Annotated in this window: 15 protein-coding genes; 10 read left to right on the top strand and 5 right to left on the bottom strand. The window is 65.7% G+C overall.

The window, feature by feature from the left end:
• Both QJT78_RS35485 and QJT78_RS35490 read right to left on the bottom strand, forming a co-directional pair.
• On the bottom strand, positions 1-588 hold a 588-nt coding region (locus tag QJT78_RS35485), incomplete at its 3' end, for a biotin carboxylase N-terminal domain-containing protein (protein ID WP_281460439.1).
• A 175-nt stretch (positions 589-763) separates the two neighbouring features.
• Positions 764-1,834, bottom strand: a complete 1,071-nt coding sequence (locus tag QJT78_RS35490) for a putative zinc-binding peptidase (RefSeq protein ID WP_028152295.1) — start codon at positions 1,832-1,834, stop codon at positions 764-766.
• A gap of 212 nt (positions 1,835-2,046) precedes the next feature.
• On the opposite strand from QJT78_RS35490, the gene QJT78_RS35495 reads away from it, so the two are divergent.
• From QJT78_RS35495 to QJT78_RS35515, 5 genes are all read left to right on the top strand, one after another.
• Positions 2,047-4,524 carry a PAS domain S-box protein gene (locus QJT78_RS35495; RefSeq protein WP_028152294.1) on the top strand — a complete coding sequence of 826 codons (2,478 nt, stop codon included), beginning with the start codon at positions 2,047-2,049 and terminating at the stop codon, positions 4,522-4,524.
• A 206-nt stretch (positions 4,525-4,730) separates the two neighbouring features.
• Entirely contained in the window at positions 4,731-5,171 is a 441-nt protein-coding gene (locus QJT78_RS35500; protein ID WP_028152293.1) for an EamA family transporter, read from the top strand.
• Between the two features lie 68 nt (positions 5,172-5,239).
• On the top strand, positions 5,240-6,526 hold the full coding sequence (locus tag QJT78_RS35505) for an MFS transporter (RefSeq protein ID WP_049807799.1): 1,287 nt from the start codon (positions 5,240-5,242) through the stop codon (positions 6,524-6,526).
• A gap of 25 nt (positions 6,527-6,551) precedes the next feature.
• Entirely contained in the window at positions 6,552-7,802 is a 1,251-nt protein-coding gene (locus tag QJT78_RS35510) for an arsenic transporter (protein ID WP_038944132.1), read from the top strand.
• A 93-nt stretch (positions 7,803-7,895) separates the two neighbouring features.
• The gene (locus tag QJT78_RS35515; RefSeq protein WP_028152290.1) at positions 7,896-8,123 is read left to right on the top strand and encodes a hypothetical protein; all 228 of its coding nucleotides are present in this window, start codon (positions 7,896-7,898) and stop codon (positions 8,121-8,123) included.
• A 46-nt stretch (positions 8,124-8,169) separates the two neighbouring features.
• On the opposite strand, the gene QJT78_RS35520 is transcribed toward QJT78_RS35515, so the two are convergent.
• Positions 8,170-9,534: an MFS transporter gene (locus tag QJT78_RS35520; protein WP_038953853.1), complete on the bottom strand. Its 1,365-nt coding sequence runs from the start codon at positions 9,532-9,534 to the stop codon at positions 8,170-8,172.
• Between the two features lie 25 nt (positions 9,535-9,559).
• Positions 9,560-10,327 (bottom strand): GntR family transcriptional regulator, encoded by a 768-nt coding sequence (locus tag QJT78_RS35525; RefSeq protein WP_028152288.1) that lies wholly within the window; start codon positions 10,325-10,327, stop codon positions 9,560-9,562.
• Between the two features lie 174 nt (positions 10,328-10,501).
• On the opposite strand from QJT78_RS35525, the gene QJT78_RS35530 reads away from it, so the two are divergent.
• From QJT78_RS35530 to QJT78_RS35540, 3 genes are read left to right on the top strand one after another with little or no spacing between them, the layout of a single operon-like run.
• Positions 10,502-11,701, top strand: a complete 1,200-nt coding sequence (locus QJT78_RS35530) for a mandelate racemase/muconate lactonizing enzyme family protein (RefSeq protein ID WP_028152287.1) — start codon at positions 10,502-10,504, stop codon at positions 11,699-11,701.
• 12 nt (positions 11,702-11,713) lie between these two features.
• Positions 11,714-12,481, top strand: coding sequence for an SDR family oxidoreductase (locus QJT78_RS35535; RefSeq protein WP_028152286.1), 768 nt, complete (start codon positions 11,714-11,716; stop codon positions 12,479-12,481).
• Between the two features lie 22 nt (positions 12,482-12,503).
• On the top strand, positions 12,504-13,535 hold the full coding sequence (locus QJT78_RS35540) for an L-idonate 5-dehydrogenase (RefSeq protein ID WP_028152285.1): 1,032 nt from the start codon (positions 12,504-12,506) through the stop codon (positions 13,533-13,535).
• Between the two features lie 14 nt (positions 13,536-13,549).
• Here QJT78_RS35540 and QJT78_RS35545 read toward each other — a convergent pair whose 3' ends face one another.
• The gene (locus tag QJT78_RS35545; protein ID WP_028152284.1) at positions 13,550-14,416 is read right to left on the bottom strand and encodes a DUF3280 domain-containing protein; all 867 of its coding nucleotides are present in this window, start codon (positions 14,414-14,416) and stop codon (positions 13,550-13,552) included.
• 188 nt (positions 14,417-14,604) lie between these two features.
• Here QJT78_RS35545 and QJT78_RS35550 point away from each other — a divergent pair, with 188 nt between their 5' ends.
• Positions 14,605-15,990 (top strand): HAMP domain-containing sensor histidine kinase, encoded by a 1,386-nt coding sequence (locus tag QJT78_RS35550; RefSeq protein WP_028152283.1) that lies wholly within the window; start codon positions 14,605-14,607, stop codon positions 15,988-15,990.
• A complete protein-coding gene (locus QJT78_RS35555; protein ID WP_028152282.1) occupies positions 15,987-16,649 on the top strand; it encodes a response regulator transcription factor in 663 nt (220 codons plus the stop codon). Before QJT78_RS35550 ends, QJT78_RS35555 begins: the two co-directional genes overlap by 4 nt.
• Positions 16,650-16,678: the final 29 nt, after the last annotated feature.

Genomic DNA, 16,678 nt, shown 5'->3' on the forward strand with positions numbered 1-16,678 from the left:
GCGGTCGTCGCCGAACGAGGCTTTCGCCTCGGCCTTGGCAAGGTTGAAGCCTTCGGCAACCTCGCTCTTCGAATGCGCGATGCGCATGCCCTTGCCGCCACCGCCGGCGGAGGCCTTGATCATCACGGGATAGCCGATCTCGTCGGCGATCTTGACCGCGTGCCTGTCGTCCTCGATGACGCCGAGATAGCCCGGCACGGTCGAGACCTTGGCCTTCGCGGCGGCCTTCTTGGATTCGATCTTGTCGCCCATCGCGGCGATCGCGCCCGGGTTCGGGCCGATGAAGACGATGCCGGCGGCCTCCAGCGCGCGCGGAAACGCTTCGCGCTCGGACAGGAAGCCGTAGCCGGGATGCACGGCCTCGGCGCCCGTCTTGCGGCAGGCCTCCACGATCTTCTCGATCACCAGATAGCTCTCGGCGGCTGCAGGCGGGCCGATCAGGACGGCCTCGTCGGCCATCTCGACATGGAGGGCATCGCGGTCGGCCTCGGAATAGACCGCAACCGTCTGAATTCCCATGCGGCGAGCGGTCTTGATGACCCGGCAGGCGATTTCGCCGCGATTGGCGATCAGAATGCGTTTGAACATGCTTTTCTTGAGTCTCGACCGTGGGCGGGACCCTTCCCTGGCCGTTGGGGCCTGCGGGGACGGGCCGTGTGACCCCCGTGGTACATCAAAATCGGCCGGAGGCAACGGTCTAAATCCGCGCCCTCTGGCGTACCAGCGCAAGACCGAAATCGGCCCGGTGAGCCCATGAGCGGACCTAGGGCTTCGCGGCCTTGGCCACGTCCCTGACCAAGCCGTGAATGAAGCCCAGCTTGCCGACCACCGCCGGCGACAGGATGAACGGATAGAGATCGCGCAGCCCCATGGCGCGGTTGACGCTGTTGATAGCGAAGGTGAAGGGCAGCCATGCATTGACGAGCGCCTCGACGTCCCTCGTCTCATAGGGGTTGAAACGGATGCGCGCCGTCAACTCCCCGTCGCGATCGACCCTGGGGCGCACCTCCATGCCGAACTCGGAGGCCATCTCCAGGGTATCGACGATGTGGAGGTAGTGCGCCCAGGTCTCGGCGAAATCCTCCCAGGGATGCGTGGTGGCGTAGGCCGAGACGTAGGTCTGCTGCCAGTCCGGCGGCGCGCCTTCGGCATAATGGAGCTGCAAGGCCTGGCCGTAATCGGCGGAATCGTCGCCGAACACGGCGCGGCATTGCTCCAGCCTGCCGCCCTCGCGCACCAGCACGTCCCAGAAGTAATGGCCGACCTCGTGGCGGAAATGCCCGAGCAGCGTGCGGTAGGGCTCGCCCATCTCGAGCCTGCGCCGCTCGCGCTCGATCTCGTCGGTCTCGGTCAGCGCGATCGTGATCAGGCCGTTATCGTGGCCGGTCATGATCTTCTGCCCGCTGTTCGGATCGTCGGCGAGGAAATTGAAGATCAGCCCATGTTCGGGATTTTCCTGCCGCGTCTGGAGCGGCAGCTTCCAGCGGATCAGGGAATAGAACAGCCGGTGTTTCGCCACCTCCAACTCGCGCCAGCCGGCGAGCTGAACCGGATCGGACAGATCGGGCACAATGCCGTTGTGGCGGCAGGCGCGGCAATAGCCGGTGGTGTCGCCCGCATCCGTCAGCCAGTTGCACGCATCGTACTCGGCGTTGCGGCAGAGCATCCGCCCCTTGCCCTTGTCGGCGAGCGTCATCCAGGCCTCGCCGTCGGGCTCGATCGCCGACATCGTCTCCTTCTCCGGCAGGAACGCGACGCGGTGGCCGCAGCGTTCGCAGGCGCGGTTCTCGAAATAGAGGACGTTGCCGCAGTCCTGGCAGACAAAGAGCTTCAAGATTTAGCCTCTTCGGGAAGGAAGTCTTATGATTAAGAGTTGCGGCGCCTCGCAAATACGCGCACGGGGGCTCATCGTTCCAACATTCGGGAACAAATAGCCAGACCCGGCGTTCGTTCATACCCACCCCTGCGATCGGTGGCCCTTTCCGTCCTTATCCCCTTTTCAGTAATGGCTATCACGCTTTGTCTGTGGGAATATCGGCTCGGCACGTGCGCTCTTGCATCACAACGGCCGACACCTTGAACGATCCCTTGCCCGATATCACCGCCGCCGAAAGGCTGCGCCAGCACCTCGAAGAGATCGCGCTCGAGCGCGACAACGCCTATCACGCGCTCCAGGAGCGCGAGGCAGAGCTGGCGCGTATCCAGCGCATCGGCAAGGTCGGCGGCCTCGAGGTCGACTTCCGCGAAGGCTTCAAGAACCGCCGCTCGCCGGAATATCTGATGATCCATGGGCTGCCGTCTGAGGCCGTCGACGAGACGCACGAGGACTGGGTCAACCGCATCCACCCTGATGACCGCGACGCCGCGGTGAAACATTTCTTCGACGCACTCGCCGGGACGAGCGAGGACTACACAGCCGAATACCGCATCATCCGCCGCAGCGACGGCGAGACCCGCTGGATCCGGGTCGTCGCCAAGTTCGAGCGCGACAAGGACGGCCGCGCCGTCCGGCTCGTCGGCGCCCACATCGACATTACCGACCAGATGCTCGCGCGCGAGACGTTGCGCGAGAGCGAGGAGCGGTTTCGGCTGATCGCCGACAGCGCGCCGGTGCCGATCTGGGTCACGAAGCTCGACCGCACGCGCTCCTTCGCCAACCAGGCCTACGTCGACTTCATCGGCCTGCCCTACGACCGGGCCATCGATTTCGACTGGCGCAAGATATTGCATCCGGACGACCTGCCGCATGTGCTGCAGCAATCCGTCCAGGGCGAAGCGTCGCTGAAGCCGTTCGTGCTGGAAGCGCGCTACAAGAACGCCAGCGGTGAATGGCGGTGGCTGCGCTCGGAATCGCAGCCGCGCTGGGACCCGACCGGCAAGCACATCGGCTTCATCGGCGTCGCCCACGACATCACCGCCGCCAAGCAGGCCGAGATCGAGCTGAGGCGACTCAACGAGACCCTGGAGGAGCGCATCACCGAGCGCACCGCCGAGCTCGAATCCAACGAGGCGCGGCTGCGCGCCATCCTGGAGACCAGCAACCAGTATCAGGGCCTGGTCAACCTCGAGGGCGAATTGCTCTATGCCAACAAGACCGCGCTCGACGGCATCGGGGCGAGCGCCGCGGACGTGATCGGCAAGCCGTTCTGGGACACGCCCTGGTTCACCGGCACCCACGGCATGAGCGCAACCGTGCGCAAGGCCTTCGACACCGTGCTCAGAGGCGAAGCGGTGCGGCTGGAGATGCGCCTGCGCCTGCCCATCGGGGAACGCGATTTCGACTTCGGCATGCGTCCCGTGCTCGACCGCCACGGCAACATCACCGGTGCGGTGCCCGAGGCCGTCGACATCACCGAGCGCCGCCGCGGCGAGGAAGCGCTGCGCCAGTCGCAGAAGATGGAGGCGATCGGCCAGCTCACCGGCGGCGTCGCCCACGACTTCAACAACCTCCTCACCATCATCCGCTCGGCGACCGACTTCCTGCGCCGCCGCGAGCTGCCGGAAGAACGCCGCCGCCGCTATGTCGACGCCATCTCCGACACCGTGGAGCGCGCCTCCAAGCTCACCGCGCAGCTTTTGGCCTTTGCGCGCAGGCAGCCGCTGAAGCCGCAGATCTTCAACGTCGGCAGCCAGGTCGAGGCCGTGGCGCAACTGGTCCGGCCACTGGTCGGCGGCCGCATCGAGATCGCCGTCGAGGTGAACGATGCCGACTGCTTCACGGTGGCCGACATCGCGCAGTTCGAGACCGCACTGATCAACCTCGCCATCAATGCCCGCGACGCGATGGAGGGCGAAGGCCGCCTCACCATCGCCGTGCGCAAGGTCGCGGGCATCCCGAGCCTGCGTGCGCAGTCGGCGCGCGGCGGCGACTACGTCGCGATCTCGGTTGCGGACACCGGCAGCGGCATCGCACCTGAAAACATCGACGCCATCTTCGAGCCGTTCTTCACCACCAAGGAGGTCGGCAAGGGCACCGGCCTCGGCCTCAGCCAGGCCTTCGGCTTCGCGAAGCAGTCGGAGGGCGACATCGCGGTGACGAGCACACGCGGCGAAGGCGCGACCTTCACCATCTACCTGCCGCAGGCGCACAGTCCTGCCGCGGAGAAGGACGCTGCGGCACTGACCAGCGAGGCCGCCACCACCGGGCGCGGCTATCGCGTGCTCGTGGTCGAGGACAATGACGACGTCGGCCAGTTCTCGACCGAGCTGCTGGAAGATCTCGGCTATGTCGTCCGCCGGGTCGCCAATGCCAATGCGGCGCTCGGCATTCTCGGCGAGAACGAATTCGCCGTCGACCTCGTCTTCTCCGACGTCATCATGCCCGGCATGAACGGGGTCGAGCTCGCCGGCGTCATCCGCGAGCGCTATCCGGGCCTGCCCGTCGTGCTCACCAGCGGCTACAGCAACGTCCTCGCCGAGAACGCGCATCGCGGGTTCGAGTTGATCCAGAAGCCGTATTCGGTGGAATCGCTGTCGCGTATCCTGCGCAAGGCGATCACGGAGAAGTTGGCGGCGGCAAGGTGAGTGGAAGTCAAAAACTCCGCTGTCGTCCCGGACAAGCGCCGCGCAGCGGCGCGCCGATCCGGGACCCATAACCACAGGATCGTGTTTGGCGAAGAACGACGACGTGTGTGCCCCGAGAAAGATTCCGCGGTATGGGTCCCGGATCTGCGCTTCGCTTGTCCGGGACGACAGTGGAGTGCGAACAACCAGGTGAAAGCAACACACCCATGAAACCCGCCCTCCTCTCCGCCTGGCAGACCTGGGCGCTACTCTCCGCCTGCTTCGCGGCGCTCACCGCGATCTTCGCCAAGATCGGCGTCGAGAACATCAATCCGGATCTGGCGACCTTCATCCGCACGATCGTGGTACTGCTCGCATTCTCGGTGCTGCTGTTCTTCACCGGACAATTCGCGGTGCCGTCGGCGGTCTCGTCGAAGACCTGGCTGTTCCTGGTGTTGTCCGGGCTTGCGACCGGCGCGTCTTGGCTGTGCTATTTCCGTGCGCTGAAGCTTGGCCCCGCGACGCTGGTGGCGCCGATCGACAAGCTCAGCGTCGTGCTGGTGGCCGTCTTCGCCTTCACCTTTCTCGGCGAGCGTCCGACCGCACAGGGCTGGCTCGGCATCGCCATGATCGGCGCCGGCGCGGTGCTGCTGGCCGTGAAGTTTTGAAGGGCGGAACAAAGGTGGCGTGAGATCGGTTTCTGGCTGGTCGCTTCCCAGCCTCGATCGAGAGACCGATGTCGAGCCAGGCCTCCCATGACCCCACCGACCAGACGAGACGCGCCGGCCGCGCGCTGGATGCGGCCAACTTCTTCCTCGCCGACGTCCGCGACGGGCTTGGGCCCTATCTCGCCGTCTATCTCCTCACCGAGCAGCACTGGGACGAGGCACGCATCGGCCTCGTGATGTCGATCGCGACCATTGCCGGCATCGTGGCGCAGACGCCGGCGGGCGCGCTGGTCGATGCGACGCGGGCGAAGCGGCTGGCGATGGTCATCGCCGCCATCATGGTGACGCTGGCGTCACTGTCGCTGCCGCTGTTTCCCGCCTTCCTGCCGGTCGCGATCTCGCAAGGCATCGCGCAGGCCGCCGCAGTGATCTTTCCGCCGGCGATCGCCGCCGTCTCGCTCGGCATCTTCGGCCATGCCGCCTTCACCCGGCGGATCGGTCGCAACGAGACCTTTAATCACGCCGGCAATGCAGTCGCCGCCGGGCTGGCGGGACTTTCCGCCTATTGGTTCGGCCCGACCGTGGTGTTCTACCTTCTCGCTGCCATGGCGGTCGCAAGCCTCGTGAGCATTCTCGCGATCCCCGCCCGCGCCATCGACCACGACCTCGCGCGCGGGCTGCACGACGCCGATACCGGTGACCAGCCGGAACAGCCCTCGGGTCTCGCGGTGCTCCTGACCTGCCGCCCCCTCCTCGTCTTCGCGGTCTGCGTCGTGCTGTTTCACCTGTCCAACGCGGCCATGCTGCCGCTGGTCGGGCAGAAACTCGCGCTCCAGGACAAGAACATGGGCACCAGCCTGATGTCGGCCTGCATCGTCGCAGCTCAAATAGTGATGGTGCCGTTCGCGATGCTGGTCGGCGCCAAGGCCGACCGCTGGGGCCACAAGCGCTTCTTCCTCGCCGCATTGTTGATCCTGCCCATTCGCGGCGCACTCTATACGCTTTCCGACAATCCGTTCTGGCTGGTCGGCGTGCAGCTTCTGGACGGCATCGGCGCCGGCATCTTTGGCGCGATCTTCCCCGTCATCGTCGCCGACCTCATGCGCAACACCGGCCGCTTCAACGTCGCGCAGGGCGCCATCATCACCGCCCAGAGCATCGGCGCGGCGCTGTCGACGACGCTTGCGGGCCTCGTCGTGGTCGGAGCCGGCTACAGCGCGGCGTTCATCACGCTCGGCGCGGTCGCCGCGATCGGTGCCATCGTCTGCCTCCTCGCCTTGCCCGAGACCCGGCGTGGCACCTTGCAGGCACAGGGGAAGACAGCGGCTCCAGCATCGGTTATCGCTGCCGAATGAACCGACCCAACCTCAAGGACTGAACGTGCCGTCTGACGCCATCTGGGCCTGGAGCATCATCGTCGCCGCGACCGCATGCGTCATCATCCGGCCTTTTCGCCTGCCCGAGGCGATCTGGGCCGTGATCGGCGCCGGCGCCCTGGTGCTGCTCGGGCTCCTGCCGTGGCAGGACGCGCTCACAGGCATCGAGAAAGGCGTCGACGTCTATCTCTTCCTGATCGGCATGATGCTGATCGCCGAGCTCGCCCGGCTCGAAGGCCTGTTCGACTATCTTGCCGCCCTCGCCGTCGAATATGCAGCCGGCTCGCCGCAGCGGCTGTTTCTGCTGATCTATCTCGTCGGCACGCTGGTCACGGTGTTCTTGTCCAACGATGCGACCGCGATCGTGCTGACGCCGGCGGTCTATGCGGCAACGCGTGCGGCCGGCGCCCAGCCGCTACCCTATCTCTTCGTCTGCGCCTTCATCGCGAACGCCGCAAGCTTCGTGCTGCCGATCTCGAACCCCGCCAATCTTGTCGTGTTCGGCGCGCGCATGCCGCATCTGACCGAATGGCTGCGTCAGTTCGCCCTGCCCTCGCTCGCCTCGATCGTGCTGACCTATGTCGTACTGCGCATCACCCAGCATCGCGCGCTGAAACAGGAGATCATCGAGCGCCGCGTGTCGCACAAGGTGCTCAGCCGCGGCGGCAAGCTGACCGCGATCGGCATTGCTGCGATCGGCGTCGTGCTGATCAAGGCCTCCGCGCTCGACAAGCAGCTTGGCCTGCCGACCTTCATCTGCGGCGCCGTGACGACCGGCCTCGTCCTGCTGCTCAGCCGTCAGTCGCCCATGCCGGTGCTGAAGCACGTGTCCTGGAGCGTGCTGCCGCTGGTCGGCGGGCTTTTCGTGATGGTGGAAGCACTGGTGAAGACTGGCGTGATCGGCCATCTCAGCGCACTTCTGCACGAGGCCGTCGCGCAGTCCGTGCCCGGGGCCGGCTGGAGCGTTGGGATCGCCACCGCCATCGCCACCAATATTGCCAATAACCTGCCGGTCGGCCTCGTCGCCGGGTCGATCGTGGCCGCCGATCACCTGCCCACCTCGGTCGTCAACGCCATCCTGATCGGCGTCGACCTGGGACCGAATTTCTCGATCACCGGTTCGCTCGCGACCATTCTGTGGCTGGTTGCGCTCCGCCGCGAAAAAATCGAGGTCGGCGCCTGGCCGTTCCTCAAGCTGGGCCTGCTGGTGACGCCCCCCGCCTTGATCGCAGCGCTTGCGGCTGCGATCCGGTAATCGCGCGCAATTTGCGGCGCATCAATGTCGCCGGCAAAGCCGGACCTATGCTTGACCTCGTCGCGCAGCTACGGCGCGGCATGGAGGTCCATTATGCAGATTCAGTCAAAGGCATTGCCGCAGAGTTCTTCACCGCGTCGCTCGTTTCGGAGCTTCACCGCGCCAGAACAAGGTGGCGGGACATTCCACCCTCTGCTCGTCGTCTCGGTCGTGGTGCTGCTGACCCTGTTCGCGATCGTGGAGATCGACCTCCACAGCACCCAGCTTCAGGCGATCGGTCTGCTCGGGTCCGGGATCAATCCCGTCTTCCTGAGCCCGTAGTGGGAAAAGCCCGATCGCGGCCACAAGGTCGCGACCGGGCAACGCGTCAGTCGTTCTCGTAGCCGTAGACTTCCGGCAGGATGAAGATCGCGGCGAGCAATCCGATCAGCGGGAAGATCGCGACCATCAGCGTGGCATTCGCCTGGCCGATCGCCGCGAACACCGTCGGGAACAGGAAGATCGCGAGGAACGACGGCAACTTCACGAACATGTAGGCGAAGCCGCTGGCCGTCCCGCGATACTTGGGCTTCGCAACCATGGTCGGGATCGTCATGCAGTTCGACGCGTCCCAATAATGGCCCCACAACATGGCGGCCGCCGCGAACGGCAGCAGGATCTTGTTGTCGGTGTAGAGCGCGAAGGCCGCGACCAGCAGCGAGGCCAGCACGATGCCGAAACCGGCGATCGAGATGCCGCGGTGGCCGATCTTGGGCGTCAGCAGCGGACCGACCCAGCCGGACAGAGCCGCGAAGGAAAACAGCGCCATCGTCACCAGATTGATGCCGAGCACGCTCGACACGCCAACCATCACGAACAGCACCGGCAGATAGAACGCGAAGGTCGAGAACTCGCTGCCTTGCGCGAAACAGGCGATCCAGCCGTAGATCGTGGCGCGCCAGCGGATCGGATCCTTCCTGAGGTCGGCGATGAAGGCACGTGTGCTGACCTTCGGCACCTTCACGTCCTGGTCCGGCAACATGTCGAGATTGTCGTTGAACATCTCGCGCGCGACCTTCTTGGCCTCGCGGTAACGTCCCTTCTGCACCAGCCACACGGCCGTCTCCGGCACGTCGTGACGCATGATCAGGATGATCAGCGCCGGCACCGCGCCGAGACCGAGCGTCACGCGCCACAGCATCTCGTGCTGCATGTCGATCAGCAGGAAGATCACGATGACGCCGATGGTGAGAACTTCACCGACGGCGAACATGAATTGCCAGCGATTGCCCATGACCTCGCGCTCACCCTTGGCCATGGATTCCATGATGTAGGTGTAGCCGGTCGAAATATCCGAACCGAGCGGAATGCCGAGCAGGAAGCGGATCACGATGAGCCAGGTCACGTTCGGCACGAAGGCCTGCGCCAGCGCCAGCACGATGAACAGCACCATCGTCACCAGGAACATGACGCGGCGGCCGATCTTGTCGGAGAGCCAGCCGCCGAGCAGCGCGCCGATCAGGGCGCCGCCCTGCGTGCCGGCCGCAGCGAGACCGAGCATCAGCGGATCGGGATTGTACTGCTCCTTGATGAAGATCAGCACGAAGGCGATCGAATAGAGGTCCCAGGCCTCGACCAGGATCGAGGCCATCATCAGCCAGCCGACCTTGTTGCCCTTGGGACTGTAGTTCGTAATGAGGTAGCGGACCGCGGCCTCGCTCGCGGTCGGTTGTGGCATCGCCATCGTTTGCATCTTTGGTCCTCTCTTCAAAACTCTCTTACGTGCCGAGCAGCGGCTCGATGCTGCAATCGAGCAGGCGCGGATCGATCCCCGCCTCCATGCCCGTGAACATGTGGTCCATGTAGTCGATCAACGCATCGCTCGCCTTCACGGCATCCTCGACATGGCGGCCGGCGACCGCAACGAGAATGGCGAGGTGGCGATCGATCGTGCCTGACAGCTCGGCCTGTCCCGGCATGAAGCGATGGTGGATGTAGCCGATGCGGCGGTACAGCGTGTGCAACGGCCGCAGCGTGTGCACCAGGAAGGGCTCGCCGGCTGCTTCCAGCACCAGCGCGTCGATGCGGCGATCGATGCTGTTGAATTCGTCGAGGGTCAGGGTGGCGCGGCGTTCGCGCAGCAGACGCTCGATGTGCAGCGCCTGATTGCGATGCGACAGGCTGGCGCGATCGGCCGCGAGCCGCACGACAAAGCGCTCCATGTCGCGGCGCAAGGCCAGCAGCATCCGCTCGCGCGCAAGATCGATCGGCGCGATGTGCAGGCCGTGGCGCGGACGGATGATGATGAGCGTGTCGGCGGAGAGGCGATTGACGGCGTGATGCACCGGTGTGCGCCCGAAGCCGGTGATGTGCTGCAATTCCAGCATCGTCATGAATTGTCCGGGCTTGAGCTCGCAGTGGACGAGCAGCTCTTCGATCCTCTGATAAGCCAGCTCGAAGAAGTTGAGCCGGTTGCGCCGGGAGGGCTTGCCCTCGCCGTCGTCCTCGTTTCTCACCACCTCGAGCGCGCGCTTGCGCCGTGCCATGTCGTCCTCCTGTCAGCCGCGCTCTCATTGCTCGTTGGCGCCTTAGTTGTGGGACCCTTAAAACATGTTGTGATATATTACAAGCAGGCGTAAGACGTTCGCGCGATCTGCAACATGTTGCAGTGCAAAATGAGACGTCAGGCGCGAGGCGCCTGTGATGGGAGGATTGTTGCCGTGAAGATCACGTCAATCGAGACGCTGCGCACCGAGGAATTTTCCAACGTCATCTGGGTCCGCGTTCACACCGACACGGGCATGATCGGTCTCGGCGAAACCTTCTATGGCGCGGGCGCGGTCGAAGCGCAGATCCACGACACCTTTGCCGGCCGCCTGCTCGGCCGCAATCCACTGCACATCGAGGCGATCCATCGCGACATGCTGAACCTGCCGATGGCGCAGTCCTCGACCGGTGTCGAATACCGCGCGGCCTCCGCAATCGACATCGCGCTATGGGATCTGTTCGGCAAGGCTTGCAATCAGCCTGTGCACCAGATGCTCGGCGGCCTCTGCCGCGACAAGCAGCGCATCTATAACACCTGCGCCGGCACGCAATATGTCCGCTCCACCAATATCAGCCCCGTCGCCAACTGGAATCTCGGCGCCTCCAAGGGCCCGTACGAAGACCTCGACGGCTTCATGCACCACGCCGACGCGCTGGCCGAAAGCCTGCTGGAGAGCGGCATCTCCGCGATGAAGATCTGGCCGTTCGACCCGGCGGCCCAAGAGAACAAGGGCCTCTACATCACCGCAGCCCAGATGAAGTGGGCGATCGAACCGTTCGAGAAGATCCGCAAGGCCGTCGGCGACAAGATGGAGATCATGGTCGAGCTCCACTCGCTCTGGAACCTGCCGACCGCCAAGCAGATCGCACGCGCGCTCGAGCCCTACAAGCCGACCTGGTACGAAGATCCGATCCGCATGAACTCGCCGCAGGCGCTGGCCGAATATGCCCGCTCGACCGACGTCTGGGTTTGCGCCAGCGAGACGCTGGGCTCGCGCTTCCCCTACAAGGACATGCTCGACCGCGACGCCATGCACGTGGTGATGGCGGATCTGTGCTGGACCGGTGGCCTGACCGAAGGCCGCAAGATCGCGGCGATGGCCGAGACCTATCACCGCCCGTTTGCGCCGCATGACTGCATCGGCCCGATCGGCTTCATCGCCGCCATCCACATGTCGTTCAGCCAGCCCAACACGCTGATCCAGGAATCGGTACGCGCCTTCTACAGGGGCTGGTACAATGAGCTCGTCACCACGATGCCGACGATCAAGGATGGCTTTGTCTATCCGATGGAAGGACCCGGCCTCGGCGTCGACCTTCTGCCCGCCGTATTTGACCGCTCCGATCTGACCGTGCGTCGCTCCAACGCCTGAGGATTTCTTGAGATGAGCACCGCCCTCTTCGACCTTTCCGGCCGCACCGCACTCGTGACCGGCTCCTCCCGCGGGCTCGGCCGCGCCATTGCCGAGGGCATGGCCAAGGCCGGCGCCAAGATCATCATCAACGGCGTCGACCCCAAGCGAGTCGAGCAGGCCGTCGCCGAGTTTCGCGTCGCCGGTCATCAGGCCGAGGGCGCGGCGTTCAACGTTACCGATGAGCCCGCGATCGTCGCGGCCTTCGAGCGCTTCGACCGCGAAGGGCTCGCGGTCGACATTCTCGTCAACAATGCCGGCATCCAGCACCGCAAGCCGCTGGTCGAGTTCACCACCGACGAATGGCGCAAGGTGATCGAGACTGACCTCACCAGCGCCTTCGTGATCGGCCGCGAGGCTGGCAAGCGCATGATCCCGCGCAAGCGTGGCAAGATCATCAATATCGGTTCGCTCGGCAGCGAGCTCGCGCGTCCCACCATCGCGCCCTACACCGCGGCCAAGGGCGGCATCAAGAACCTGACCCGCTCGATGGCGGTGGAATGGGCCCAGCATGGCATCCAGGCCAACGCGATCGGCCCCGGCTACATGCTCACCGACATGAACGAGGCGCTGGTCAACAACGCCGACTTCAACAACTGGCTGATGGGTCGCATCCCCTCCAAGCGCTGGGGCAAGCCGGACGAGCTGGTGGGCGCGGCGATCTTCCTGGCGTCGGACGCTTCGACCTACGTCAACGGACAGATCATCTATGTCGATGGCGGCATGATCGCCGCGATGTAATCGCGAAACTGGGAACGAGACCATGCGCGCCGTCGTCATCCACGCCCCGAAAGACCTGCGGATCGACAGCTATCCCGATCCGGCCCCCGCCCCGGGCGAAGTCCGCGTCAAGATTGCGAACGGCGGCATCTGCGGCTCCGATCTGCACTACTATCATCACGGCGGTTTCGGCGTCGTGCGCATCCAGCAGCCGATGGCGCTGGGCCATGAGATCGCGGGCGTGGTCGCGGCCGTCGGCGACGGCGTCACCAATGTGAAGCCGGGCACGCGCGTCGCCGTCAATCCGAGCAGACCGTGCGGGCAGTGCCTGCATTGCCAGGAAGGCATGCGCAACCAGTGCCTCGACATGCGCTTCCTCGGTAGCGCGATGCGCTTCCCCCACGTGCAAGGCGGCTTTCGCGAGTTCATCACGGTCGATGCCGCGCAGGCGGTGCCGATCGCGGACAAACTGACATTGGCGGAAGCCGCGGTGGCCGAGCCGCTCGCAGTGTGCCTGCATGCCGGCAAGCAGGCCGGCCCCCTCCTCGGCAAGCGCGTGCTGATCACGGGTTGCGGGCCGATCGGTGCGCTGATGATCCTCGTCTCGCGCTTCGGCGGCGCGTCCGAGATCGTGGTGACCGATGTCGCCGACGCGCCGCTCGCGGTCGCGAGAAAGCTCGGCGCCACCCACGCCATCAATGTCGCGACCGATGCCGCAGCGCTCGATCCCTGGCGCGCCGGCAAGGGCGTGTTCGACACCCTGTTCGAAGCCTCCGGCAACCAGGCCGCGCTTCGCACCGCGCTCGACGTTCTCCGGCCCGGCGCGACGCTGGTGCAGCTCGGTCTCGGCGGCGAGATGACGCTGCCGATCAACTCCATCGTCGCCAAGGAATTGCAGCTCCGCGGCACCTTCCGCTTCGACCCCGAATTCGAGCTCGCGGTGCGGCTGATGGGCGAAGGGCTGATCGACGTGAAACCGCTGATCACGGCCACCATGCCGTTCGAGAACGCGGTCGCCGCGTTCGAACTCGCCAGCGACCGCTCGCAATCGATGAAGGTGCAGCTGACGTTCTAGGGCTGGTATCGCGGTTACTGGCTCCCGATCAGCTTATCGCTGACCAGCCGGACCGCGCCCCGTTTCCACGAATAGTCGGCGCCCATGCGCAGGCCGCTGTCGCCACGTGACAGCACCGCACCGGTCCTGGCATCGCGGACCTGGAAGCCGAGCGTGTATTCGGTGCGGCTGACCCGCCGCACCACGCCGATCAGCGACTGATCCGCGCCGAGCTTTTGCGCGATCGCTGCCTCGCAGCCACCGCAATCCCGCAAGGCGCGCGCCTTGACCGCCTCGCCGCCGGCATCAACGATGCGGTAACGGCCGGATTGGCCCAACGCCTCGCGCACGCTGCCGGTGACCTCGGCCAGGTATGACGTATCCGACGTGGCTGAAGCGCCAGCCGAGGCGGCGGTCGTATCCTCGAGCTCGAAATCGAACACGGCCAGCGCGACCGGCGCGGGCGTGGCAAGCGCGGCCATGACCTCGCGAGACACGAAGATCTCGGCACGCTCCCATGATTCATCATTGTCGCCGCGGAAGGTGTAGAGCTTGTCCATCACGAGCTTCTTGGCGCCGACGTCGATCACGGCGACCTTGGCCCATTGCACCAGCGTGCTCGTCTTCTGGATGCCGCCGATGACCTTGAATGCCGCGCCGTCCTGGCCAGACGGCACCGGCCGGTAACGGCCATCCGCACTGATATCCCGCCTGAGCGCGGCCATGAACGCCGACAGCCGCCGCTCGTGGGCGGCGGTCTGGTTGGCCGGCTCGGCCGACGTATCGGTGTAGCTGAAATCGTCCATGGCAACGCCGATGGCATCCTCGGCGCCGGCTGGCGAAGAGGCCGAGGGGAGGACGAAGAGGAGGAAAGCAGAGAGGATCAAGCTGATACGGCGCATGCGGGCCTCGTGTGATGGAGCGCCGGCGCAATCTGGACGGCAACCTCAGGCCATGCAGCCGTCCCCGTCCCGGCGCGTGCCGGGAAAATTTCACGACGTTGCACCGCGGTAAGCGCGGCGCTTTGCGCCGCTTGCGTTCTGCCGTTTAATGCCGGGGCGACAATTCCGTTCGCGCCAGGTGCCCGCCGATGTGGAACCGCCCGAGGTTCGATCTCAAGGTCCGTCTGACGTTGCGCGTGGCCGCCATATCGGCCGCATGCTTCGCCGCGATCTCCGCCTATTTCCTCATCACCGCCGACCGCGCGGCCCATGCGCGCCTCGACGACATCGCCGCCATCGTGGCCAAGACGCTAGAGCTGCAACAGGGCAAGATCCAGTGGGTGGCGAGCCCGCGCTCGGACTTTCCCAACCTCGACCCCGTTTCGGCCTATGTGATGACGCCCGGCCTGTGCCTGGCGTTCCGCGGCGTGAGCGGCGACATCCTGCAGCGATTCTGCAGTGGCGCGCCGATTCCGGCGAACCCGCCGCCGCAAGTCTTCGCGGCCTTCTATCGCAGCCTGTTTGACCCCGGCCGCGAGGCGGCTCGGCCCGTGATCGTGCGCGGAACGAAACTCGGCGAGACCGTGGTCTCGGTCGACCCGGCCGTGCAGACGGCCGACGCCTGGCACGAGGCCGGCCGCCTGATGCTCGCACTTGCGATCGCACTGCCGCTGTTGTGCGTCCTGGTCTACGCCGCACTGGCGCGTGCGCTACGGCCCACCCGCATGATCCGCTCCGGCCTCGAACGGATCGCCGCCAATGACCTTTCGACGCGGCTGCCGCCGTTCGATCTCGCCGAACTGTCGGCGATCCGCGACGTCTTCAACCATCTCGCCGAAAGCCTCGACACCGCGCTGGCCGAGCGCAGCGAGCTGACGCGGAAACTGATCGCACTCCAGGACGAGGAGCGCCGCCATCTCGCGCGCGAGCTGCATGACGAGTTCGGCCAGTCGCTGGCCGCCATCCGCGCGCTCGCCTCCTCCGCCCGCCAGACCGCCGTACAGGACTGCCCCTCCCTGCTTGGCGAGTGCGACGGCATCGCGCGGACCGCAACCGGCATGATGGAGACGCTGCGCGGCGCGCTGTTCCGGCTGCGCCCGCCCGATGTCGAGGAGCTCGGGCTCGTGGCGAGCCTCGAAGGCCTGGTTGCGGGCTGGAACGGGCGTAGCCGCGGCCAGACGCGGTTTTCGATCCGTTTCGACGGTGCGTTCGCGACGCTGCCAGCCACTATCAGCGCGAGCCTCTACCGTATCGTGCAGGAGGCGCTCACCAACGCCGCCAAGCATGCCGGCGCCACCCGGGTAAGCCTGGAGCTTATCATGCGTGCCGACGAGATCGCACTTGCGATCGACGACGACGGACGGTCGAACGATCCCGTCGCAAAATCCGGAATGGGCCTGCTCGGCATGCGCGAGCGCGTTGCGGCCTTGCGCGGCCAGTTGAGCTTCGAGGCCGCGCCAAACGGCGGCTCCGCGCTGCGCGTGGTCATTCCGCTTGCAGGCGTCGATCGGCAGCCGCTGGAGCGCGCGGCATGAGCGCGGCCGATGCGACCATTCTGCTGGTCGACGACCATTCCGTCGTCCGCGAGGGCTATCGCTCCGTGCTCCAGAAGCAGCCGGGGCTTCGCGTCGTCGCCGAAGCCGCCGACGGCGCCGAGGCCTACCGTCTGTTCAAATCCGAGGCGCCCGACCTCGTCATCATGGATCTGAGCATGCCCGGCATCGGCGGCATCGAGGCTGTCAGGCGCATCAGGCAATGGGACAAGGCGGCACGGATCCTGGTCTTCACCATGCACGAGAATGCCGGCTTCGCCGTGCAGGCGATCCGCGCCGGCGCGCGGGGCTACGTCACCAAGACCAGCCCGCCGGAGACGCTGGTGCGCGCCGTGATGGACGTGCTCGCCGGCAAGATCGCCATCAGCCCCGACATCGACCACGAGCTCGCGCTCAGCCGTATCAGCGGCGAGAGCTCGGCCGCCGACGTCCTCACGCCGCGCGAGTTCGAGGTGCTGCGGCTGCTGCTCGCCGAAAACACGACGGAGGAGATCGCCGAGACGCTCCACGTCAGCCCGAAGACGGTGGCGAACCTGCACTCCCTGATCAAGGACAAGCTCGGCGTCGGCTCCGACATCGAGCTGGTCCGGCTGGCGCTGCGCCAGGGCATATTGACCGAGGTCGATCTCGGCGAGGCCTGATCGCCGCCGAGCGCTTAAGGTTCCAGCTT

The organism is Bradyrhizobium sp. Mp27 (assembly GCF_029953005.1).
GTDB lineage: Bacteria > Pseudomonadota > Alphaproteobacteria > Rhizobiales > Xanthobacteraceae > Bradyrhizobium > Bradyrhizobium barranii.

What these genes read in the sequence shown, in the direction of transcription:
- QJT78_RS35500 (WP_028152293.1), top strand. Translation starts at nt 4,731, where the DNA reads ATGAAACCCGCCCTCCTCTCCGCCTGGCAGACCTGGGCGCTACTCTCC.
- QJT78_RS35505 (WP_049807799.1), top strand. Translation starts at nt 5,240, where the DNA reads ATGTCGAGCCAGGCCTCCCATGACCCCACCGACCAGACGAGACGCGCC.
- QJT78_RS35515 (WP_028152290.1), top strand. Translation starts at nt 7,896, where the DNA reads ATGCAGATTCAGTCAAAGGCATTGCCGCAGAGTTCTTCACCGCGTCGC.
- QJT78_RS35520 (WP_038953853.1), bottom strand. Translation starts at nt 9,534, where the DNA reads ATGCAAACGATGGCGATGCCACAACCGACCGCGAGCGAGGCCGCGGTC.
- QJT78_RS35525 (WP_028152288.1), bottom strand. Translation starts at nt 10,327, where the DNA reads ATGGCACGGCGCAAGCGCGCGCTCGAGGTGGTGAGAAACGAGGACGAC.
- QJT78_RS35535 (WP_028152286.1), top strand. Translation starts at nt 11,714, where the DNA reads ATGAGCACCGCCCTCTTCGACCTTTCCGGCCGCACCGCACTCGTGACC.
- QJT78_RS35540 (WP_028152285.1), top strand. Translation starts at nt 12,504, where the DNA reads ATGCGCGCCGTCGTCATCCACGCCCCGAAAGACCTGCGGATCGACAGC.
- QJT78_RS35545 (WP_028152284.1), bottom strand. Translation starts at nt 14,416, where the DNA reads ATGCGCCGTATCAGCTTGATCCTCTCTGCTTTCCTCCTCTTCGTCCTC.
- QJT78_RS35550 (WP_028152283.1), top strand. Translation starts at nt 14,605, where the DNA reads ATGTGGAACCGCCCGAGGTTCGATCTCAAGGTCCGTCTGACGTTGCGC.
- QJT78_RS35555 (WP_028152282.1), top strand. Translation starts at nt 15,987, where the DNA reads ATGAGCGCGGCCGATGCGACCATTCTGCTGGTCGACGACCATTCCGTC.